General features: G+C 72.6%; 21 protein-coding genes. 5 read left to right on the top strand and 16 right to left on the bottom strand.

Annotated features, from left to right (window positions below; all coding sequences use genetic code 11):
- Window positions 1-69: 69 nt before the first annotated feature.
- Window positions 70-1,677, bottom strand: coding sequence for a cation acetate symporter (locus AB0O11_RS31175; RefSeq protein ID WP_363393682.1), 1,608 nt, complete (start codon window positions 1,675-1,677; stop codon window positions 70-72).
- Window positions 1,674-2,030, bottom strand: a complete 357-nt coding sequence (locus AB0O11_RS31180; protein WP_363393684.1) for a DUF485 domain-containing protein — start codon at window positions 2,028-2,030, stop codon at window positions 1,674-1,676. Before AB0O11_RS31180 ends, AB0O11_RS31175 begins: the two co-directional genes overlap by 4 nt.
- A gap of 376 nt (window positions 2,031-2,406) precedes the next feature.
- Between AB0O11_RS31180 and AB0O11_RS31185 the strand changes: the two genes are divergently transcribed.
- Window positions 2,407-4,467 carry a hypothetical protein gene (locus AB0O11_RS31185; protein ID WP_363393686.1) on the top strand — a complete coding sequence of 687 codons (2,061 nt, stop codon included), beginning with the start codon at window positions 2,407-2,409 and terminating at the stop codon, window positions 4,465-4,467.
- A 79-nt stretch (window positions 4,468-4,546) separates the two neighbouring features.
- Here the strand turns inward: AB0O11_RS31185 and AB0O11_RS31190 are convergent, their stop codons facing one another.
- Entirely contained in the window at window positions 4,547-5,590 is a 1,044-nt protein-coding gene (locus AB0O11_RS31190; RefSeq protein ID WP_363393688.1) for a zinc-dependent alcohol dehydrogenase family protein, read from the bottom strand.
- 125 nt (window positions 5,591-5,715) lie between these two features.
- On the opposite strand from AB0O11_RS31190, the gene AB0O11_RS31195 reads away from it, so the two are divergent.
- Together AB0O11_RS31195 and AB0O11_RS31200 are read left to right on the top strand one after the other, a co-directional pair.
- Complete coding sequence (locus AB0O11_RS31195) at window positions 5,716-6,711, top strand: DEDDh family exonuclease (RefSeq protein ID WP_363393690.1); 996 nt, start codon at window positions 5,716-5,718, stop codon at window positions 6,709-6,711.
- A gap of 31 nt (window positions 6,712-6,742) precedes the next feature.
- Complete coding sequence (locus AB0O11_RS31200) at window positions 6,743-7,540, top strand: SURF1 family protein (RefSeq protein ID WP_363393692.1); 798 nt, start codon at window positions 6,743-6,745, stop codon at window positions 7,538-7,540.
- A gap of 56 nt (window positions 7,541-7,596) precedes the next feature.
- Here the strand turns inward: AB0O11_RS31200 and trxA are convergent, their stop codons facing one another.
- Window positions 7,597-7,929 (bottom strand): thioredoxin, encoded by a 333-nt coding sequence (trxA, locus tag AB0O11_RS31205; protein WP_363393694.1) that lies wholly within the window; start codon window positions 7,927-7,929, stop codon window positions 7,597-7,599.
- 3 nt (window positions 7,930-7,932) lie between these two features.
- On the bottom strand, window positions 7,933-8,340 hold the full coding sequence (locus tag AB0O11_RS31210; RefSeq protein ID WP_363393765.1) for a MerR family transcriptional regulator: 408 nt from the start codon (window positions 8,338-8,340) through the stop codon (window positions 7,933-7,935).
- Window positions 8,341-8,533: 193 nt separating this feature from the next.
- On the opposite strand from AB0O11_RS31210, the gene AB0O11_RS31215 reads away from it, so the two are divergent.
- Window positions 8,534-9,295, top strand: coding sequence for an SDR family oxidoreductase (locus AB0O11_RS31215; protein ID WP_363393696.1), 762 nt, complete (start codon window positions 8,534-8,536; stop codon window positions 9,293-9,295).
- Between the two features lie 79 nt (window positions 9,296-9,374).
- On the opposite strand, the gene AB0O11_RS31220 is transcribed toward AB0O11_RS31215, so the two are convergent.
- The 9 genes from AB0O11_RS31220 to AB0O11_RS31260 all read right to left on the bottom strand — a co-directional run bounded on the left by AB0O11_RS31220 (window position 9,375) and on the right by AB0O11_RS31260 (window position 16,635).
- A complete protein-coding gene (locus tag AB0O11_RS31220) occupies window positions 9,375-10,028 on the bottom strand; it encodes an alkaline shock response membrane anchor protein AmaP (protein ID WP_363393698.1) in 654 nt (217 codons plus the stop codon).
- The gene (locus AB0O11_RS31225; protein ID WP_363393700.1) at window positions 10,025-10,579 is read right to left on the bottom strand and encodes a DUF6286 domain-containing protein; all 555 of its coding nucleotides are present in this window, start codon (window positions 10,577-10,579) and stop codon (window positions 10,025-10,027) included. Before AB0O11_RS31225 ends, AB0O11_RS31220 begins: the two co-directional genes overlap by 4 nt.
- A 119-nt stretch (window positions 10,580-10,698) precedes the next feature.
- A complete protein-coding gene (locus tag AB0O11_RS31230) occupies window positions 10,699-10,977 on the bottom strand; it encodes a hypothetical protein (protein WP_363393702.1) in 279 nt (92 codons plus the stop codon).
- A gap of 86 nt (window positions 10,978-11,063) precedes the next feature.
- Window positions 11,064-11,255, bottom strand: coding sequence for a hypothetical protein (locus AB0O11_RS31235; RefSeq protein ID WP_363393704.1), 192 nt, complete (start codon window positions 11,253-11,255; stop codon window positions 11,064-11,066).
- 93 nt (window positions 11,256-11,348) lie between these two features.
- Window positions 11,349-11,858, bottom strand: a complete 510-nt coding sequence (locus tag AB0O11_RS31240; RefSeq protein WP_363393706.1) for an Asp23/Gls24 family envelope stress response protein — start codon at window positions 11,856-11,858, stop codon at window positions 11,349-11,351.
- Window positions 11,859-12,039: 181 nt separating this feature from the next.
- Window positions 12,040-12,846: an enoyl-CoA hydratase/isomerase family protein gene (locus AB0O11_RS31245; RefSeq protein ID WP_363393708.1), complete on the bottom strand. Its 807-nt coding sequence runs from the start codon at window positions 12,844-12,846 to the stop codon at window positions 12,040-12,042.
- A 310-nt stretch (window positions 12,847-13,156) separates the two neighbouring features.
- Window positions 13,157-13,390 (bottom strand): helix-turn-helix domain-containing protein, encoded by a 234-nt coding sequence (locus AB0O11_RS31250; protein WP_030059940.1) that lies wholly within the window; start codon window positions 13,388-13,390, stop codon window positions 13,157-13,159.
- A gap of 328 nt (window positions 13,391-13,718) precedes the next feature.
- The gene (locus AB0O11_RS31255; protein WP_363393710.1) at window positions 13,719-15,317 is read right to left on the bottom strand and encodes an ABC-F family ATP-binding cassette domain-containing protein; all 1,599 of its coding nucleotides are present in this window, start codon (window positions 15,315-15,317) and stop codon (window positions 13,719-13,721) included.
- 289 nt (window positions 15,318-15,606) lie between these two features.
- A complete protein-coding gene (locus AB0O11_RS31260) occupies window positions 15,607-16,635 on the bottom strand; it encodes a hypothetical protein (protein ID WP_363393711.1) in 1,029 nt (342 codons plus the stop codon).
- Window positions 16,636-17,016: 381 nt separating this feature from the next.
- On the opposite strand from AB0O11_RS31260, the gene AB0O11_RS31265 reads away from it, so the two are divergent.
- Window positions 17,017-18,228, top strand: coding sequence for a glycosyl hydrolase (locus AB0O11_RS31265; RefSeq protein WP_363393713.1), 1,212 nt, complete (start codon window positions 17,017-17,019; stop codon window positions 18,226-18,228).
- 4 nt (window positions 18,229-18,232) lie between these two features.
- Here the strand turns inward: AB0O11_RS31265 and AB0O11_RS31270 are convergent, their stop codons facing one another.
- Entirely contained in the window at window positions 18,233-19,393 is a 1,161-nt protein-coding gene (locus tag AB0O11_RS31270) for a GNAT family N-acetyltransferase (RefSeq protein WP_363393715.1), read from the bottom strand.
- Window positions 19,390-20,439 carry a Wzz/FepE/Etk N-terminal domain-containing protein gene (locus AB0O11_RS31275; protein WP_363393716.1) on the bottom strand — a complete coding sequence of 350 codons (1,050 nt, stop codon included), beginning with the start codon at window positions 20,437-20,439 and terminating at the stop codon, window positions 19,390-19,392. Before AB0O11_RS31275 ends, AB0O11_RS31270 begins: the two co-directional genes overlap by 4 nt.
- Window positions 20,440-20,466: the final 27 nt, after the last annotated feature.

Below are 20,466 nucleotides of genomic sequence, written 5' to 3' on the forward strand. Positions count from 1 at the left end.
CTTCCCCGAGATGCGGCCGGCCCGGCCACCGTCACGGCGGGCCGGGCCAGCATAGTCATCGCGGGGTGATCAATGGGCGCCCAGCCCGGTCAGCGAGCGAACCTCGAGTTCAGCGTACTTCGCCGGGTCGGCGCGTTCCCTGGACAGCAGCGTGCCGAGCCAGCCGGCCAGGAAGCCGACCGGGATGGAGACCAGACCGGGGTTCTCCAGCGGGAACCAGTGGAAGTCGGAGTGCGGGAAGAGCGAGGTCTTCGCACCGGAGACCACCGGGGAGAAGACCACCAGCGCCACCGAGGTGATCAGGCCGGCGTAGACCGAACTGACCGCGCCGGCGGTGGTGAAGCGCTTCCAGAACAGCGAGTAGAGCAGGGTGGGCAGGTTGGCGGAGGCCGCGACCGCGAAGGCCAGGGCGACCAGGGCGGCGGTGTTGAGCTTGTCCGCGAAGAGGCTGAGCACGATCGCCACCGCCCCGATCGCGACCGCTGCCCACTTCGCCGACAGCACCTCCTCCTTCTCGCTCGCCTTCCCGCGCCGGATCACGTTGGCGTAGAGGTCGTGCGCGAAGGAGGCCGAGGAGGCGAGAGCGAGCCCGGCGACCACGGCCAGAATGGTGGCGAAGGCGACCGCCGAGATCACCGCGAGCAGGATCGCGCCACCGGTGGTCCCGACGCCTCCGCCGAGCGCCTCGGCCAGCTGCGGGGCCGCGGTGTTGCCCGCCGCGTTCGCCGCCTTGATCGCCTTGGAGCCGACCAGTGCGGCCGCGCCGAAGCCGAGCGCCAGGGTCATCAGGTAGAAGACGCCGATGATGCCGATCGCCCAGAGCACCGACTTCCGGGCCGCCTTGGCGGTGGGAACGGTGTAGAAGCGGACCAGGATGTGCGGCAGGCCGGCGGTGCCGAGCACCAGCGCGATGCCCAGGCTGATGAAGTCCAGCTTGGCGGTGCTGCTGCCGTACTTCTGTCCTGGTTGGAGGAAGGCCTCGCCCTTGCCGCTCGCGCTCGCCGCCGCGCCGAGCAGTTCGGAGGGGTTGAAGTGGTACTTGGCCAGCACCAGGACGGTCATCAGCGCGGCGCCGGCGATCAGCAGCACCGCCTTGACGATCTGCACCCAGGTGGTGCCCTTCATCCCTCCTATCACCACATAGATGATCATCAGTGCGCCGACCCCGACGATGGTCCAGCGTTTGGCGGCGTTCCCCTCGGCCCCCAGCAGCAGGGCCACCAGGGTGCCGGCGCCGACCATCTGGGCGAGCAGGTAGAAGATCGACACCACGATGGTGGAGACGCCCGCCGCGGTGCGCACCGGGCGCTGGCGCATCCGGAACGCGAGCACGTCCGCCATCGTGAACCGGCCGGAGTTGCGCAGTGGTTCGGCGATCAGCAGCAGCGCGACCAGCCAGGCGACCAGGAAGCCGATCGAGTAGAGGAAGCCGTCGTAGCCGCTGAGCGCGATGGTCCCGGCGATGCCGAGGAAGGAGGCGGCGGACATGTAGTCGCCGGAGATCGCCAGGCCGTTCTGGAACCCGGTGAAGCCACGGCCGCCGGCATAGAAGTCGGAGGCGCTCCTGGTCTGCCGTCCGGCCCACACGGTGATGCCGAGAGTGGCCAGGACGAAGACGCCGAACAGGGCCATGGTCAGGCCGCGGTGCTCGGTGGCGGAGCTGGCGAGCGGGGTCATTCGGCGGGCTCCCGGGGTGCGTGGACGACGGCGCCGTGGGCCTCGCGGATCGCCGCGGCGGACGGATCGATCCGCCGGTCCGCGTAGCGGGCGTACCAGGCGGCGATGGCGAAGGTGGTCGCGAACTGCAGCAGCCCGAGCACCAGGGCCACGTTGACGTGCCCGAGGACCCTGGTGCGCATCAGCCCCGGGGCATAACAGGAGAGCAGGACGTAGAGCAGGTACCAGAGCACGAAACCGATGGTGACCGGGAAGGCGAAACTGCGGAACGAGCGCCGCAGGGTACGGAACTCCTCGCTGTCGTCGATGAGTCGGACTTCCGTGGCGGCGGTGGTGAGCGGCGGCGAATCCACGCTGTCTCCTCACTCCTTCGGCGTATTTGTCACACGGGGGCGGGAACGATCGAACGTGAGGGGCGTCACATGTCTGGTGTGTGCCGCGCAATGCTAGGAGCGTCCTGCCCACCCCGGAAGGGGTTGACCGCGACCAGTCGACCGTTCACCCCTTCGCACCATCCGATTGGCCGAAAAGCAGCCGATTTCAGCGAACGGGCCACCCTCGATCAAATCCCGTCGGCTTCACCGGTGCGCGGTGGTAACCTCCAGCCACTCACTTGATCTTCATAAAGTCCCATTATCGACGCGGCCTCTTCACAACTCTGGCCATTCGTCAATTTTCGGACGCGTTCGATGAGATGGGCACGCCATGTCAGGGGGAATTCCGCACGCCATGACCCGCAGATCGGCCACCACCCGACTCCTCGCGCTGCCGTTCCTGGCCTCCGCGCTCGCCCTCGCCGGCCCGCTCCCCGGCGCCTCGGCCACCCCGGCCGGCGCCGACCCGACCGCCCTGCCGGAGGTCGTGGTCCCGGGCGAGCCGCTGCCCCAGCCCCGGAGCGAGACGCTGCTCGCCGCCGGCGCCGCGGGGTTCTTCCACACCACCCAGGACGACGCCTTCGCCTGGACCGCGTACGACACCGGAGCCACCACGGTGGTCGGCCACTACGACGAGACCCGGCCCGATCCCGGTCTGCGCGGCGCGGGTTCGGACTTCACCGTCGACGCGGATCCGCGCCGGGCCGGCACGACGTGGAAGCTCCAGGACATGTCCACCGGGGCGACGGCCACCGTGAACGGCCCGGAGACCGCGTGGATCCGGGGCGTCTACGGTGACGCCGTGCTCACCGAAGGATCCGCCACGTACCCCGGGCCGCTGAACTTCCTGCGGCCCGACGGCAACGGAGGCACCACCGTCGTGCCCGTCACCAGCTGGGCGGACGCCGGCCTGCACCCGGGCTCCACCGCGCCGCTGGGCGGGGACGCGCGCGAGGCGGCGTTCGGTCTGTACTTCAACGACGGCTACCGGATCGCCCTGGCCGACACCCACACCGGGGCAGTCCGCGTCTCGCCCCTGCTCCCCTCCCCTCGGAACACCGGGGGCTGCGACAACCCGCTCACGGCCGTGGACACCGCGCAGCTCGCCTGGCTCGGCGGCGACTGCAGGATCCACGTCCTGTCCCGGGCCGACCTGAACGCGCCCGACCGGACCGTCCCGGTCGACTACTACGCCCAGCCCCGCGCGATCGGCCTGTCCGGCGACTGGGTGCTGACCGTCGGGCGTAGCGGCTACGACCAGCAGGACTCGGACGTCCCGGTCCAGCGGGAGCTGGTGGCCACCCCGGTCGGGGGCGGCGATCCCGTCGTGCTGCTGTCCCACGCCTCCGAGACCATCGCCCAGGCCCCCGACGGCGCCGCGATCGTGGAGGGCGGCGACACCGCCGCCGACTGGACCGTCCGCAAGGTCACGGCCACGGGCGGCGCAGCGCCCACCACCGTCGCGACCAAGTACAGGGTGGCCCCGGACGCCTACCACGTGGACAGCCTCAACCTGTCCGCCGGCACCCTGATCAGCGCCGAGGGCGGCAACTACCTCGGCGAGGGCTTCTACGGCCGCCGGGGCACGCTCGGCGACACTCCGGCCGTCTCGGCCCGGACGCCCCTGGGCCGGGAGGGATACCAAAACCCCCACCTCTCCTGCGGTGGCGGCCCCACCATCTGCACGGACATGGCCGGGACCGGCGACGGCCGGGTCGTCCACCTCAACAGCGGCTACGGCAACAACCTGTCCGTGCGCCGGGGTGACCAGTACCAGGAGATCGCCCTCGACAAGGCCGTCCGCCCCACGGAGGTCGTCGGAGCGTCCGGCCGGTACGTCCTGCTGGACACGTCGTACTGGCCGCAGAGCTCGCTGGCCGTGGTGGACCTCGACGGCTCCACCCCGGGCGCGACCGTGGCGACGGCTTCCGGCAACATCGGCACGATCGACGACGGACGGCTCATCACCCCCGGCGCGAAGACCGGAGAGGTCGTCGTCCTGGACCTGGCCACCCAGCAGTCCCGGACGCTGCAGACCGGCAGGGACTGCAAGATCACCCAGCTGAAGTCCGCCGGCGGATGGCTCTACTGGAACTGCTGGTTCGACGGTGACACCGGATCGGCCGGGTTGCTGCGCCCCGACGGCGCGAGCTCGCCCATCGAGGTTCCGGCGCGCGCCCAGGGCATGGGCAAGGGCTTCCTCGTGTACACCCCAGGTGACGAGGGCGTGAGCAGCGTGGTCGACTTCCACACGGGCGTCCCGGTGACCAAGTCCCTCAAGGCTCACCTCCCCTCCGACTACGCCTTCGACTACAAGTGGAGCGCCGACCGCTTCGGCGGCGGCCTGGCCTACGCCGACAAGTACCAGAACATCCACCTGGTTTCCGTCATCGCTCCGGACCCCGCCTCCCGCTGATCCCCTGCCGGGAGAACGGCACCGGCCCGTGCCGCACCCCACTCGGGGCGGCACGGGCCGGTGCCAGGAGGCCGACGCCTCAGAACGCGATCCGCACCTTCAGGGCGGAGCGGTCGTCCATCGCGCGGTAGCCGTCCGGAACGCCGTCCAGGTCGACGGTGCGGTCGAAGACCAGACCCGGCTCGATGGCGCCCGAGAGCACGTCCGGCAGCAGTTCGGGGATGTACGCCCGGGCCGGGGCGACGCCGCCGTTCAACGAAACGTTTCGGCCGAACATCTGACCGATGTCGACGCCCGCGCTGCCGCCGTGCGGCACCCCGACGTAGCCCACCGCGCCACCGTCCCGGGCGATCGAGATGGCCGTCCGCATCGAGTCCTCGGTGCCGACCGCCTCCAGCACCGCGTGTGCGCCCTGACCGCCGGTCAGCTCCTTCACCGCCTCGACCGCGGCCTCGCCGCGCTCCGCCACCACGTCCGTCGCACCGAAGCGACGGGCCAGCTGGGTACGGGCCTCGTGCCGGCCCAGTGCGATGATCCGGCCCGCGCCCAGCCGGTGCGCCGCCAGTACGCCGCACAGGCCCACCGCGCCGTCGCCGACCACCGCGACCGTCGCGCCGGGCCGCACCCGCGCCGAGACCGCCGCGTGATGCCCGGTCGACATCACGTCGGACAGCGCCAGCAGCCCGGGCAGCAGCTTCTCGTCGCCCGCCGCCTCCTTCGGCAGCTTCACCAGCGTCCCGTCCGCGAACGGCACCCGCACCGCCTCGCCCTGGCCGCCGTCCGAACCGACCTGCCCCCAGAACCCTCCGTGCGGGCAGGAGGTCTGGAGGCCCCCGAGACAGAAGTCACACGTCCCGTCCGACCAGACGAACGGCGCGACCACCAGGTCGCCCTTGGCGAAGCCGCGCACCTCGGCGCCGACCTCCTCGACCACGCCCAGGAACTCGTGCCCGATCCGCTGTCCGGCCACCCGCTGCGCCACCCCGCGGTAGGCCCACAGATCGCTGCCGCAGATGCAGGCGTTCACCACGCGGAGCACCACGTCTGTCGGGTGCTGGATCACCGGGTCCGGTACTTCTTCGATCCGGATGTCGTTGGGGCCGTGAATCACGGTGGCACGCATGCGCTGTTCCTTAGCTGAACGATCTCGACCAGATGTACGACACCCCCGCCGACCACTCTATTCCGGCCGGTCGGTCGGAACATTCCGGCCGGAGCCCCCCGCCCGGCCCCTTATCCTGTTGGACCATGCAACCGATCCAGCCCGAGACGTACGGAGCGCCGCGGACCGCACCGGTCCCCGCGCAGCGCTCCGCCGCCCCCACCGGGGGCTTCGCGGTCGTCGACGTCGAGACGACCGGTCTCGGCCGCTCGGACCGCGTCATCTCGGCTGGTGTCTACCAGCTGGACGCGGACGGCGACGTCGTCGACCACTGGTACACCCTGGTCAACCCGGAGCGGGATCCGGGCCCGGTCTGGATCCACGGCCTCACCGCCGAACTGCTCGCCACCGCCCCGGCCTTCCCCCAGATCGCCGACGAGTTCGCCGCGCGTCTGGAGAACCGCGTCCTGGTCGCGCACAACGCGCTCTTCGACTGGAACATGATCTCCCGCGAGTTCTCCCGGGCCGGCCTGCGCGCCCCGGTCGAACAGCGGCTGTGCACCATGGTCCTCTCCCGCGACCTGCGCCTGCCGCTGCCCAACGGCAAGCTGTCCTCGCTCGCCGCCCACTTCGGCGTGCAGCAACGCCACGCCCACAACGCCCTTGACGACGCCCGGGTGCTCGCCGAGGCCTTCCGCCCGAGCCTGCACCTCGCCCGCGACGGCGGCGTGCCGCTGCCGCTCCAGAACTGCGTCGCGGTCACCGACCTCGGCGAGGAGGAGCCCGCCACGCCCGGCCGCAGCACCTGGTCCGGCGCCACGTACCGCCAGGCCAAGAAGCGCCCGCCCTGCCCGTACCCCAACCCGGGGCGCTGGGAGGACGGCAAGCCGCTGGTCCAAGGCATGCGGGTGGCCATCACCGGCGACACCGCCACCGACCGCGAGGTCCTGGAGGACCGCGCGGTCGAGGCCGGCCTGCACATCGCCACCTCGGTGAGCCGCCTCACCAGCCTGCTGGTCACCAACGAACCGGACAGCTGGAGCGGCAAGGCCCGCAAGGCCCGCGACGTCGGCACCCCGGTGGTCGGCGAGGACGCTTTCCTCCAGTTGTTGCGCGAGGTCGCCCCGCACCCCGGTGCGTGAGCCGGTTGTGAGGTCGGCGTACCGTTCCCATGTGTACCGTTTTCTGCTGACCCGACAGTGGCTGATCACCATGCTGGTCGCGCTGCTGCTGATCCCCGCGACGATCAAGCTGGGCTTCTGGCAGCTGCACCGCCACGAGGCACGGGTGGCCCGGAACGAGCTGATCGGCCAGGCCCTCACGGCCGCGCCGGTCCCCTTCGACACCCTGTCGCCGACCCCCGGCTTCGCGGTCCCCGAGGACCTCACCTGGCGCGCGGTGACCGCCACCGGACAGTACGACCCGGCACACGAATTCGTGGTCCGCAAGCGGACCGACTCCAACGGGACCATCGGCTACTTCGTCGTGACCCCCTTCCAGCTCGCCGACGGCAAGGGCACCGTCCTGGTCAACCGCGGCTGGGTCGCCTCCGGCACCGGAGCCACCGAGTACCCGCCCGTCCCGGCCGCCCCCACCGGCGAGGTCTCCCTCGCCGGCCGCCTGCGCTCCGAGGAAACCTACGGCGCCAGCGGCATCAAGGACCGCACCGGCCTGCCCGACCGCCAGTTCAACCTGATCAACACCGACGAGCAGGCCAAGCAGACCGGCGCCCCCCTCCTCGGCGGCTACCTCGAACTCACCGGCACCACCCCGGCCCCGGCCGACCAGCCCCAGCTGATCCCCGAGCCCAACCACTCCGACATCGGCCCGCACATGGCCTACGCCATCCAGTGGTGGCTGTTCACCGCGATGATCCCGGTCGGTGTCTGGGTCCTCGCCCGGCGCGAGGCCAAGGACCGCGCCAAGCAGGCCGCCGAAGCCGAGGTCCCGCTCGACGCCGTCCCCGCCTAGCGAACGCCGTCCCCGCCTAGCGAACGTCGTCCAGGCCTAGAGAACGTCGTCCAGGCCTAGAGAACGTCGTCCAGTTCCCTCAGCAACCGCGCCTTCGCCCGCGCCCCCACCACCGACCGCACCGGCTGCCCATCCCGGAACACCATCAGCGTCGGCATCGACAGCACCCCGTACGCCGCCTGCGTCCGCGGGTTGTGGTCCACGTCCACGCTCACCACCCGCAGCCGGTGCGCCTCCTCCCGCGCGATGTCCGCCAGCACCGGCGCCATCATCCGGCACGGCGGGCACCAGTCCGCCGTGAAGTCCACCAGCACCGGCCCTTCGGCCGCCAGCACCTCCGCGGCGAACGTCTCGTCCGTCACTGCCGGCACACCCGTGATCTCCACCACCGTCTACTCCTTCACCAGTTCACAAAGAGGCGGTTCCTGAACGGCGGCCAACTCGTCCCGGGCCCTCACCGCCCGATCGAACTGCCCCGCCACCTGCGCCCGCACGTCCTGGAGCCGGGCGATGCACTCGTCCAGCTCCCCCAACTTCCGGCGGTACACCTCCAGAGAGGCCGGACACGAGTCCCCCTCCGGGTGCCCCGCCCGCAGGCACTCCACGAACGGCCTGGTCTCCTCCAGCCCGAACCCGAAGTCCTGCAACATCCGGATCTCCCGCAGCAACCGCAGATCCCCCTCGTCGTACGCCCGGTACCCGTTGCCCGCCCGCCGGGCCGGCAACAGCCCCAACTGCTCGTAGTACCGCAACGCCCGCGTGGTCGTCCCTGCCCGCTCCGCCAACTCCCCGATCCGCACGCCGAACCACTCCTCCCACGCTTCCGGCAACGACCGTAAACCTTCCCCCCGACGTCAACGCCAGCCCCGACCCGCCCCACCCGGCGGGCGCGCAGGGCGAAGCCCGCGCGCCCGCGCAGAAACCCACCCGTTCCCCCACCCTCCCGGGAGCCCCGACCCTCACAGCCCACCCCTCACCGGGCACTATGTCCCCATGGATCTCGGACTGAAAGACAAGGCCTACATCGTCACCGGCGCCACCCGGGGCCTCGGCCTCGCCAGCGCCCGCGAACTCGCCGCCGACGGCGCCCGCGTGCTCATCAGCGGCCGCACCCGGCAAGCCGTCGACACCGCCGTCGCCGAACTCGAGACCTTCGGCACCGCCCGGGGCCTCGTCGCCGACAACGCCTCCCCCGACACCCCCGAGCGCCTCATCGCCGAGGCCCGACAGCACTTCGGCCGCCTCGACGGCATCCTGATCAGCGTCGGCGGCCCCCAGGCGGGCCCCGTCGAGACCACCCCCGAGGACGCCTGGCGCGGCGCCTTCGAGTCCGTCTTCCTCGGTGCCCTCCGGCTCGCCCGCGCCACTGCCGCCGCACTCCCCGACGGCGGTGCGATCGGCTTCGTGCTCTCCAGCTCGGTCCGCCAGCCGATCCCCGGCCTGGGCATCTCCAACGGTCTGCGCCCGGGTCTCGCCATGGCCGCCAAGGCCCTCGCCGACGAACTCGGGCCCCGGGGCATCCGCGTGCTCGGCCTGCTCCCGGGAAGGATCGACACCGACCGGGTCCGCGAGCTCGACGGCCTCGCCCCCGACCCCGACGCCGCCCGTGCCCAGGCCAACGCCACCATCCCGCTCCGCCGCTACGGCACCCCCGAGGAGTTCGGCAAGGTCGCCGCCTTCCTGCTCTCCCCCGCCGCCTCCTACCTGACCGGCGTCATGGTCCCCGTCGACGGCGGCGCCCTCCGCACCCTCTGACCACCGCCCCGCCCCTCTTGACTCCTGCCCCTACTTCCGCTCCACTCTCGATTACTCGGCCCTGACCAATCGGTCCCGACTATTCCACTCTCGGCTGCCTCCGCCTCCGCCCCCGCCGACCCCGCCCGTGCCGCGGCTCGGCGGGGGCGCCCTGCAGAACGCGGATCCGCAGATCGGCCGGCAACTCCGCCAGCCGCAGGCTCCCGCACGCATCCGAACGAGGCCCGTCCTCGAAGTGCTCCACCAGCGCGGCCGGATCCCCGCCCGGCCGCAACCGCACCGCCCCGCGCAACCGCGGATGTCTCGGCGCCCGCACCAGCCGCACCCCGGCCCGCTCGACCTCCGGCAGCACCACCGTCCGGTTCTCCAGCGCCTCCTCCAGCGCCTGCGCACCGACCCGCAGTCGAAGCCCGCTCACCCCCGGTGTCGGCACCACGATGCTCGACAGCCCACTGCGCCTCAGCTGCGCCACCAGCCACCACGCCGTCCCCGCGACCAGCACGGTCAACCCACCGATCACCGTGGGCCACCACCACGCCGCCGCCACCCACCGCACCCGCGAACTCGCGCTCACCACCGGCTGGTCGGGCGAGGTGAGCGGCCACCACTCCGGCGGATGTACGCCCAGCCGCCGGTACAGGTCGAGCCCGCCTGCCAGCACCAGCACCCCGACCACCAGCAGGACCGCCCCCAGCGTCCCCAGCATCACCCGGTTGACGACCGTTCTCCTCACCCCGCCGCCCCCTCACCGCCGGCCGCCCCGGCCCCCGTCCCAGTACCGGCACCCCCACCCGAGTCCTCCCCCACCACACCCGCAGCCCCCCGCGCCGCCCGCACGTCCAGCCGCATCGGCCGTCCCAATCCCACCCGTCCCAGCTCGTCCCGCAACTGCCGCTGCACCAACGCCGGATCCGCCACCCCCACCAGCGAGACCCGGACCCGCCGCCGCCCGACCCGGATCCGCAGGTGGTCGATCCCGTCCAACCCCGCCGCCCGGTCCGCCAGCAGGTGCCCGACCCCGGCCCGGTCGATGGCCGCGGTCGTCCCGCCGTACGGCCGCAGCACGAGCCACCGCCGCAGCCCGGGCGCGACGGCCAGCCACAGCAGCCACCCGCCGAGCAGGGTCGCCACTCCGGCCCCCACCAGCACCGCCAAGTCGTCGAGGTGCCGTGTCGCCAGCTCGTCCGCGATCTGCGCCCGCCACTGTCGCGCCGGCTGCCCCAACCGCACGGCGACCACGTCGTACAGCAGCGCCCCCGCCACCACCAGTACCCCTGTCGCCACCAACGCCGCCACAGCCGTACGAGGCGCCCGCAGCCGCCTCACCTTCCCCGGCCGAACCCCCGACGCCGGCGTCCGCACACCTTCGGTCCCGGGAACCTCCGCCCCGGAAGCCTCCGCGTTCACGAGGCGCCCCCCGTCACCAACTTCTCGACCACGACGACCACTTCCGACACCCTGACCCCGGTCAGCCCCGCCACCCGTTCCCTGATCCGCTGCCGCACCGCCCCGGCCAGCGCCGCGATGTCCGCAGGGAACGGCAGCTCGAGCGCCACCCGGACCTTCACCGTGCTCCCCGGTACGGTCACCGAGACATGCGGCGGCGCCCCCTTCGCCCGTCCGGCGGGCCAGGCCTCGGACAGCACCTCCCGGGTGGCCCGGGCCGCGATCCGGGCGTACACCCGGTCGGCGACCCTGAGCCGCCCCCGACGCCCCGGTACGGAACCCGAACCGGAAACGGCAGCCGGAACCGACGCGGGGCCCGCCATCAGCGGCGCCGGTCGCGGCCGCGGAGCAGGTCACCGAGGTCGCCCAGATCGATGTCACTCTCCAGCAGACGACCGATCACGAAGCCGACCAGCCCGAGCACGGCCACCAGCAGGAAGGCCGCGAACCCACCGAAGTACCCGGCGAAGCCGAGGGCCATGCCAACCACCAGGCCGATGATGGCCAGGTTCATCCGCTACTCCCTAGTCTCCCGCTGCCTCGACTGGTCCTCGGACGGACTCCGGCCGACCCCGGCCCGCCGCTGCCCCGCCCGCACCCGGCCCCGTTACTTGAGCTTCGGCCGTTGCCCGGACGCCGCCACCGGCTCCTCTTCCTCCTCGAACTCCACTTCGTCCGGGAGATGGACGTCGTTGACCGCGATGTTGACCTCGACGACTTCCAGGCCGGTCATCCGTTCGACCGCGTTGATGATGTTCTCCCGCACCTGGCGGGCGAGTTCGGGAATGACCACGCCGTACTCGACCACCAGGGCGATGTCGATCGCGGTCTGCTTCTCGCCGACCTCCGCCTTGATGCCCCGCCCGACGCTGGACTTGCCGCCGGGCACCCGGTCCCGCATCGCGCCGAAGGTACGGGCGAGCCCGGAGCCGAGCGCGTGGATCCCGACGACCTCGCGGGCCGCCATCCCGGCGATCTTCTCCACCACGCCGACGGCCAGCGCGGTGTGGCCGCGCTCCCCGACCGGCTTGACACCGCCGGCACCCGGCGGCGGACCGGCGGGCGGGGTGCTGCCGGTGTGCTTGTGCATGGTCGCGGGCGTCGGAGTGTCAGGCATGGGTGTTTCTCCCGTCGTGCGGCTCCAGCTATATCGCAAACCCCCCTAACTCTGGCATTTCGCCACGATCCCCGCCCGCCGAGCGTCGACGCCCCACCTCGCCCCGCCCCGCACAAGACGCAGGCAGGGCCCGACCCCGGGGAGATCCCTCGGGGTCGGGCCCTGCGTCGTTGCCGTGCAGTCAGTCGCCGATCCCGGCGAGCTCCCGCAGCCGGCGGGCCTGCGCCGCCCGTTCGGCCGAACGCTGCTCGTCGAAGGAGCGCCCGGCGGCCCCCTGCAGCAGGGCCTTGGTCTCGATCACCGCGCCGCGCGGGGCGGCCAGCAGCGCCGCCGCGAGCTCGCGGGCGGCGGCGTCCAGCTCCTCGCCCGGCACCACCAGGTTGGCCAGCCCGATCGCGGCGGCCTCCTCGGCGCCCACCCAGCGGCCGGTCGCGCAGATCTCCAGGGCTCGCGCGTAGCCGACGAGGTCGGTGAGCGGCTTGGTGCCGGCCAGGTCCGGGACGAGGCCCAGCGAGGTCTCCTTCATCGCGAACCGGACGTCCTCGGCGACCACTCGCAGGTCACAGCCGAGGGCCAGCTGGAAGCCCGCGCCGACGGCGTGGCCCTGGACCGCCGCGACGGAGACCAGGTCCGGGCGGCGCCACCAGGTGAACGCCTCCTGGTACGAGGCGATGGCCTCGTCCAGCTCCCGGTCGCTGGAGGCGGCGAGCTGGAGGAAGGTGGGCTCACCGGGGATGCCCTCGGGGGTGAACATGGCCCGGTCCAGCCCGGCGGAGAACGAGACCCCCTCCGCACGCAGCAGCACCACCCGAACGCTGCCGGGCAGCTCGCGGCCCGCGTCGGTGAGGGCGCGCCAGAGGGCGGGCGACTGGGCGTTGCGCCGCTTCGGCTGACACAGGGTGATGACGGCGAGTTCGCCTTCGATCTCCAGGCGGACGCCGTCCCGCTCCCAGCTCGGGGCCTGCGGGTCGGTGGCGGGAGCGGTCATGCGGGGACCTCCGGTGGCAAGAGACTTGGCTACCGGAGAGTAACAAAACTCGACGCGCGAGGGCAGTGCCCACGGTCCCGAAAGATCGACGTGACCCAGGACGCTCGGCGAAGAGGGGAACCGAGGGCCGAAATCGAGGAGCGAAAGGAAAACGAACGGAGCCGAGGAACGGGGAGCGGGCGGCATCCCGGACATGACGATCGGCGGCCGGTCCGCACGACCCGAGGGCGGACGCCCGACTGGTGGCCAGCCGTCGTCTCCCCGGTCGGCGCCCTGCCGCCGCGTCATCCAGCCAATGGCTGACGAACCGTCAGGAACCGGCCCCGGCAGTCGCCTTGTTCTTGCCCCGCGTGGCACCGCCGCGGCCCCGGAGGATCACTCCGGACTCGCTCAGCATCCGGTGCACGAAGCCGTACGAACGACCGGTCTCCTCCGCGAGAGCGCGAATGCTCGCCCCGGAGTCGTACTTCTTCTTGAGATCGGCCGCGAGCTTCTCACGCGCGGCACCGGTCACCCGGCTGCCCTTTTTCAGAGTCTCGGCCACCCGTGCCTCCTCGTAGCGTTGCTCGGTCAGATTCCCATGATCACCCATCCACCGCGTCCTGGCCACCCATTCGACAAGGTCGATGTCGGAAATGCGCGGTCCGTCGGTGGTGATCCGAGCGCATCAGGGCGCTCACACAGAGTGCACGCCCCCTGGGTCGATGCCGCCGTTCGCCGTGAAACTGCTGATCAGCAGCGTCGGCCCGACCACGGTCGAGTGGCGGGCCGACGGAAAGTCCTTAAACGGAATCCGGGTCTACTTCATTCCCGGACACGCCGAAAGGACTAGATATTCTCATCTGAAAAGCGGATCTCGCGTCTACTTCCGGTCAGGCCAAGGAGACCAGATCGGCGTAGGCCGGGCTCCAGAGGTCCTCCACGCCGTCCGGCAGCAGGATGATCCGCTCCGGCTGGAGCGCGTCGACCGCGCCCTCGTCGTGGGTGACCAGGACGACCGCCCCGGCGAACTCGCGCAGCGCGCCCAGGATCTCCTCGCGGCTGGCCGGGTCGAGGTTGTTGGTGGGCTCGTCGAGCAGCAGCACGTTGGCGGAGGAGACCACCAGGGTGGCGAGCGCCAGACGGGTCTTCTCGCCACCGGAGAGCACCCCGGCCGGCTTGTCGACGTCGTCACCGGAGAACAGGAAGGAGCCCAGGATCTTGCGGATCTGCACCAGGTCGGTGTCCGGCGCGGCCGAGCGCATGTTCTCCAGCACGCTGCGGTCCGGGTCCAGGGTCTCGTGCTCCTGGGCGTAGTAGCCGATCTTCAGACCGTGGCCGGGGATCACCTCGCCGGTGTCCGGCTGCTCCACCCCGGCCAGCATCCGCAGCAGGGTGGTCTTGCCCGCACCGTTCAGACCGAGGACGACGACCCGCGAACCGCGGTCGATCGCCAGGTCCACGCCCGCGAAGATCTCCAGCGAGCCGTACGACTTGGACAGGTCGCTCGCGGTCAGCGGGGTCTTGCCGCAGGGGGCGGGCTCGGGGAAGCGCAGCTTGGCGACCTTGTCGCTCTGGCGCACCTGCTCCAGCCCGGACAGCAGCTTCTCGGCCCGGCGGGCCATGTTCTGCGCGGCCACCGTCTTGGTCGCCTTGGCGCGCATCTTGTCGGCCTGGGCGTTGAGGGTCGCGGCCTTCTTCTCGGCGTTGGCCCGCTCGCGCTTGCGGCGCTTCTCGTCGTCCTCGCGCTGCTGCTGGTACTGCTTCCAGCCCATGTTGTAGACGTCGATGCAGGAGCGGTTGGCGTCCAGGTAGAAGACCTTGTTGACGACCGTCTCGACCAGGTCGACGTCGTGCGAGATGACGATGAAGCCGCCCTTGTAGGTCTTCAGGAAGTCCCGCAGCCAGGCGATCGAGTCCGCGTCCAGGTGGTTGGTGGGCTCGTCGAGCAGCAGCACGTCGGAGTCCGAGAAGAGGATCCGGGCCAGCTCGACACGGCGGCGCTGACCACCGGAGAGGGTGTGCAGCGGCTGGCCGAGGATGCGGTCCGGCAGGCCCAGCGCGGCGGCGATGGTGGCGGCCTCGGCCTCGGCGGCGTACCCGCCCTTGGTGAGGAACTCGGTCTCCAGCCGGGCGTACTTCTTCATCGCGTTGTCCTGGGTGGCGCCCTTGCCGTTGGCCATCCGGTCCTCGTTCTCGCGCATCTTCTTCAGCACGGTGTCGAGGCCGCGGGCGGACAGGATGCGGTCCTTGGCGAGGACGTCCAGGTCACCGGTGCGCGGGTCCTGCGGAAGGTAGCCGACCTCGCCCGAACGGGTGACGGTACCGGCGGCCGGCAGACCCTCGCCGGCCAGCACCTTGGTGAGGGTGGTCTTGCCGGCGCCGTTGCGGCCGACCAGACCGATCCGGTCGCCGGCGGCGACCTTGAAGCTCGCGGACTCGATCAGGATCCGGGCACCGGCACGCAGTTCGAGGGCGTTGGTGGAAATCATGGCTGGGGACTACTCCTGGGACGTGAGCGGGCGGCCGGGTGGGACGGACCCGGGGCCGGGTTGGCGTGTGGGGGCTTCATCGGCGGTCGGCGCGACCCTCGTGGCGCCGCCGCCCGCTATTGCCCGGAGAAGATAGCCATGGCGGCAAGTCTACCGGGCCCCGCGCCGCCCCCGGAGAGGTACCGCCCTGGGGTATTCGCCGACTCCCGGCGACTGCCGGCACACACCGAGCAGCGGCGCACCCACCGCCGGCCCAGCTAGCGGGGCCGTCGCCCGCGGCCCCTCCCGCCTACTGCGGCTGGGCGGCCGGCTGGTCCTCCGCGGGGGCTCCGGTGGCAGCCGTGGCGTCCGGGGCCGGGGGGTTCTCCTGGGCCGCCGGGTCGCCCGCGGCCGGGTTCGGTGACGGGTCCGCCGCACAGCCGCCCTGCGGGCGGACCGCCGCGAACGGCGCGTCCACGCTGCCGCAGGCCGTCTCGGGTGCGGCCACCTTGGTGTCGAACACCCTGGGCGGGACGATCGGGCCGTCGGTGATCTCCACCCGGCTGCGGTCCAGCACCTTGACCGTGGCGGTCGGCCCGGTGCTCATGGCCCAGCCGTTGCTGTCCAGCCGGTAGCCGGTGATTCCGCCGGAGACGGCCTGCCCGCTGCTGTTGGTGCAGGTGCGCGGGATGAGCACGGCGTAGTCGGTGTGGACGGTGCGCAGCGGGTCGTAGGCGCAGCCGGCGGAGGGCTTGTCGTTGTAGCGCAGGTCGCCGTCGGCGTCGCGCAGGCCCATGGTCAGGTTCGGCGTGACCAGGGCCAGCCAGGGCGAGCCGTCCCGCTGGACGGTGTGCAGCGCGCCCGCGGCCCGCTGCTTGGCGAGCGCCTTGCGCTCGGCGTCGGTCCGCTTGTCGGCGCCGGGCTCGCCGTCGCCGTGCAGCCAGTCGGCCAGGCCGGGCACCGCGCGGTGCCAGCGCACCTCGTGGTCGCCGGGGCGCACCGAGGTGACCATGCCGTCGTCCCAGACCACGATCGCGTTGTCGCCGGCCATCGCCAGGTAGAGCGCCTCGGCGCCCTCGCGGCGGTAGGACCAGGCCTGCTCGCCGGTCTGCTTGTGGAAGGCCTCCAGGCCGGGCCCCACCCGCAGGTCGAGGTCGGCCGAGCTGAGCGACTCGGAGTTCACCGGCGTCGCCCCCGCGCCACCCGGTCCCGCGACCCGGTCACCGAACGGCACCGGCTTGTTCGCGTGCGCCGCCGCTCCGGCCGCAAGGACCAGCACCACCGCCGAGGCAGGCAGGATCGAGCGGGGGGTCAGTACACGCAGAGGCTTCCAGGACACGGGCGGAGCGTACCTTTCGGCGGGCCCGCGAGTCAGCCCGGTTCCGCCACAGGCCCGTCGCGCCGGGCGTCCGACCGGCCGCGCGTGCCCTCCCCGTACGTCCACCCGCCCACCTGCGCCGTCGGCGCTCCGGCCGCTCCACCGGGCGTGCCGGAGTGGCCCGGAAGGGCCGGGCGGGACCGTTACAGAGCTGATACATGACCACCGGTCGCCGGTCGTTGCGGCCGGCGCCGCGGTGGACGGCATTCGATCGACGCCCACTTTAGGGTGACATTCGGCTTTTCCTTCCCCCTTTGGGCCTACTGTCGGCGAGCGGGGCGTCACGGTCCGTCCACGCCGAGACCGTGCGCCCCGCCCACGCGACATCCGGAGGAGAGCACCATGCGAATCGGCCGCCTGACGCTGGCCGCCGCCACCCTGCTGCTGATGGCCACGGCCAGCGTCCCGGCCGGGACGCCGTTCAGCCAGACCGAACGGCACAGCCTCTCCTCGGACACCGTCGAGCCGCGCGGCGCGGCTCCCCGCCCGCCGGTCCAGCGGCCGAGTCACGAGCCGCCGTTCGGCGCCTTCGTCGGGTCCTGGGACGACCACATCCCGCAGATCCGCCAGTACGCGCAGTGGCTGGGCGACGCGAACATGCAGGTCGGCCACACCTATCTGGCGGGCAACGGCTGGAGCGACGTCGAGGGCGAGCCGATGGTGCTCGGCCTGTGGTCGCAGTGGCGGCGGGCCGATCCGTCCCGGCTGCTGGTGCTCGGCGTGCCGATGCTGGTGCCCAGCGAGGCGGACGTGCCGGACGGCGCGGTCGCCAAGCTGCTCGCCCAAGGGGCGCGCGGGGACTTCGACGGACACTTCCTCACGCTCGCGCGCCGGCTGGTCGCGCTGGGCGGCGCGGACACCGTGCTCACTCTCGGCTGGGAGATGAACGGCACCACCTACACCCACCGCTGCAAACCCGACCCGTCCGCGTGGAAGGCGTACTGGCGGCGGATCGTCGGGGTGATGCGCTCGGTGCCCGGGCAGCGCTTCCGCTTCGACTTCGCCCCCAGCCGGGGCCTGGATGCCGTCCCGTGGACCAAGTGCTACCCGGGCGACGACGTGGTCGACATCATCGGCATGGACAACTACGACCAGCCCGCCGGCGGCACCTTCGACGACTACGTGCACGAGCCGTACGGCCTGCAGGACCAGGTGGAGTTCGCCGCCAAGCGCGGCAAGCCGGTCTCCTACCCGGAATGGGGGCTGTTCCGCAACGGCGACAACCCCGAGTTCGTGCAGCGGATGGTCGACTGGATCCGCACCCACGACACCGCCTACCAGACCGTCACCGACTACTGCCCGCACGGCTTCTTCGAGTGCGACCGCAATCCCCGCTCGGCGGCGACGTTCAAACAGCTGATGGCCGGTTCGAAGGGGGCGCCGGCGCCGGCGGCACCTGCCGTCCCGGCGGCGCCGGACGTGCCTGCGGTGCCGGGCCCGCCCAGCCCGCCGCCCTCACCCGCCGCGCCCAGCGGGACGGCGAGCCCGTCGGCCCGTCCGACGACCGGTAAGCCGACGGGCAGGCCGGCGGGTGCGACACACGCCCGGCACTGAGCGGTCAGCTGCGGCGGCGGGCCAGCAGTGCCTCCTTGAGCCGGGGGAAGCGGGTGCGCAGCTGGTGCGCCGCCGCCTGCCGGGCGCACACCGCCCCGGCCCGGACGGCGGCCGCCGGTGCCGCCCCCGCCGGGCCGAGCAGCAGCCGCTGGTTGGACAGCCGCTCCGGCCGCCAGCGCTGCTTGTACGGCTCCTGGCCGCGCAGCAGGCCGAGCACCGGGACGCCCGCGCCGACCGTCTCGTCCAGCGCCGCGCTGAACAGCAGCCCGGCGATGTCCAGTCGCTCGCGCAGCTCCGGGTGCGCGCCGTACATGTACAGCCCGCCGAAGGACGGGCAGAGCAGCAGCAGGTTCACCGCGACCAGCCGGCCGTCCAGGTGGAACTGGTGGACGGCGGCCTTGCCGGCGGCGACCAGTCCGGCGGTGGACTCGGTCAGGTGCCGGGCGAACCGCTCGGTGCGGTGCTCGGGAGTGATGCCGCGCACCTGCCACTGCAGGAAGTGCAGCCGCAGCAACCCGTCCAGCGCCTGCGGCACCTCGGCCACCGGGGTCGAACGGACCTTCACCCCGGCCTCGGCGATCTTGCGGAGCTTCACCCGGCTGCGCTGGGCGGTCTTGCCGGGCACCCGCTTGAGCAGCTGGTCCATCGGGACGGCCGGCAGGTACTGGCAGAGCGAGTCCTGGTAACGGCGGCGGCTGCCGCGCCAGTGCTCGTACACCCGCTGCACCGCCGCCTCGGGGTGCACCTCGCGCAGCTCCAGCCACTGCCACGGGCGGGCGAGCGGGAGGGCGGCGGCGAACTCGGCGGCGGCCCGGTCGGCGCACTCGTCGTCGAGCAGGACGTCGGTGTAGTCGACCAGTCCGCCGCCGAGGCCGGTCAGGCCGCCGAGCGGTCCGCCGCGGCGCACGAAGGCGCCCGCGCCGACCAGCCGGGCGCCCCGGCGGACCAGCACCACGAGCAGGCTGCCGGGGCGGCCGTAGTGACGCCACCAGGAGCGCTGCCAGTCGGCGGCCTGGAAGAAGGTGGCGGTCCGGCAGCGGGCGGCCAGGTCGTCCCACTCCTCGGCGAGGGCGTCCAGGGCGCCGTCCTCGCAGCGCAGCTCGGTGGTCCAGGCCGGCGCCGTCGGCTGGGCGGGCAGGACGCTTCTGCGGGTGTCGGTGCTCATCGGCCCGTCCCGGCCGGGGCCTTCGGCTGGGCGGCGGGCTGTTCCGCGACGGCGGGCTGCTCCTCGGCCGGGGGCTGCTTCGCCGCCGCGGGCTCGACACCGGTGCTCTTGTCGGTCTTCCCGGTGGTCTTCTTTTCGGCCTTCGCACCCTCCCCCTTCACGCCCTTGGCCTTCGAGCCCTGGACCTTCGCCCCCTCGACCTTCGCCCCCTCAGCCTTCGTCCCCTCGGCCTTCGTCCCCTCGGTCGCGGCCTCGGCCCCGGACTCGGCTTGGGGGGTGGCCTCGGTCTTGGGCTCGGAGGCAGGCTTGGACTCGGTCCTGGCCTTGGCCGGCTCCTCGCTGCGCGGGCGCGGCGTCCTCGGGAGCGCCACCGACACGGGAGCGGAAGGGGCCTCCGTTGCCTGCGCGGCCTGCGGCGCCTGCGCGCCCTCCGTTGCCTGCGCGACCTGCGGCGTTTCGGGGCTCCCGGCCGCCTCCGGCGCCCCCGCGCCACCCCGACGACGGGTCGTCATCACCAGCGCGCCCAGCAGCAGCCCGGCCGCGCCGCCGACCGCGACGTCCAGCTTCCCGGACGGCGTGGTCGGCTTGTCCGGCGCGGCGGCCGGGGACAGCGTCACCAGCCGGACGTTGGTCTCCTTGCTGCTGGTGTTGGCGAAGGCGACCAACGAGCGGGCCACCGCGTCGGCGGCCCGGGCGGCCTGCTGGGGGCGCTGCCCGGTGCCGGTGATCTCGATCATCGGGGCGTCCGGGGAGGTCGTCCCGTGTACCAGGGACTCCAGCTCGGACCGGGTGTGGCCGGTCTCGGCGGCGGCCACCGCGAGCACCTGCGGCTGGCCGGCCAGCCGGCCGTACGCCTGGGCGAAGTTGGTCGCGAGCGCGGCCTCCCCGGGGCTCTGCGCGACCACGAGGACATAGGCGTTGGCGGAGTACGACGGGTGCGAGACGACGGCGTACCCGGCGCCGGCCGCGGCGCCCAGCGGAACCGCGAGCACCACCGGCCACCAGCGGCGGACCAGGCGGCGGGCGCTTCGGCGCGGAGTGGTCATGGGTATGGCTCCTTGGGTCTGGTACGG

The sequence above is a fragment of the Kitasatospora sp. NPDC093102 genome (assembly GCF_040683915.1).
Lineage (GTDB): Bacteria > Actinomycetota > Actinomycetes > Streptomycetales > Streptomycetaceae > Kitasatospora.

Bases quoted from the DNA above. Each gene is read 5' to 3' on its own strand.
- AB0O11_RS31175 (WP_363393682.1), bottom strand. From the start codon at position 1,677: ATGACCCCGCTCGCCAGCTCCGCCACCGAGCACCGCGGCCTGACCATG.
- AB0O11_RS31185 (WP_363393686.1), top strand. From the start codon at position 2,407: ATGACCCGCAGATCGGCCACCACCCGACTCCTCGCGCTGCCGTTCCTG.
- AB0O11_RS31190 (WP_363393688.1), bottom strand. From the start codon at position 5,590: ATGCGTGCCACCGTGATTCACGGCCCCAACGACATCCGGATCGAAGAA.
- AB0O11_RS31195 (WP_363393690.1), top strand. From the start codon at position 5,716: ATGCAACCGATCCAGCCCGAGACGTACGGAGCGCCGCGGACCGCACCG.
- AB0O11_RS31215 (WP_363393696.1), top strand. From the start codon at position 8,534: ATGGATCTCGGACTGAAAGACAAGGCCTACATCGTCACCGGCGCCACC.
- AB0O11_RS31235 (WP_363393704.1), bottom strand. From the start codon at position 11,255: ATGAACCTGGCCATCATCGGCCTGGTGGTTGGCATGGCCCTCGGCTTC.
- AB0O11_RS31240 (WP_363393706.1), bottom strand. From the start codon at position 11,858: ATGCCTGACACTCCGACGCCCGCGACCATGCACAAGCACACCGGCAGC.
- AB0O11_RS31245 (WP_363393708.1), bottom strand. From the start codon at position 12,846: ATGACCGCTCCCGCCACCGACCCGCAGGCCCCGAGCTGGGAGCGGGAC.
- AB0O11_RS31255 (WP_363393710.1), bottom strand. From the start codon at position 15,317: ATGATTTCCACCAACGCCCTCGAACTGCGTGCCGGTGCCCGGATCCTG.
- AB0O11_RS31265 (WP_363393713.1), top strand. From the start codon at position 17,017: ATGCGAATCGGCCGCCTGACGCTGGCCGCCGCCACCCTGCTGCTGATG.
- AB0O11_RS31270 (WP_363393715.1), bottom strand. From the start codon at position 19,393: ATGAGCACCGACACCCGCAGAAGCGTCCTGCCCGCCCAGCCGACGGCG.
- AB0O11_RS31275 (WP_363393716.1), bottom strand. From the start codon at position 20,439: ATGACCACTCCGCGCCGAAGCGCCCGCCGCCTGGTCCGCCGCTGGTGG.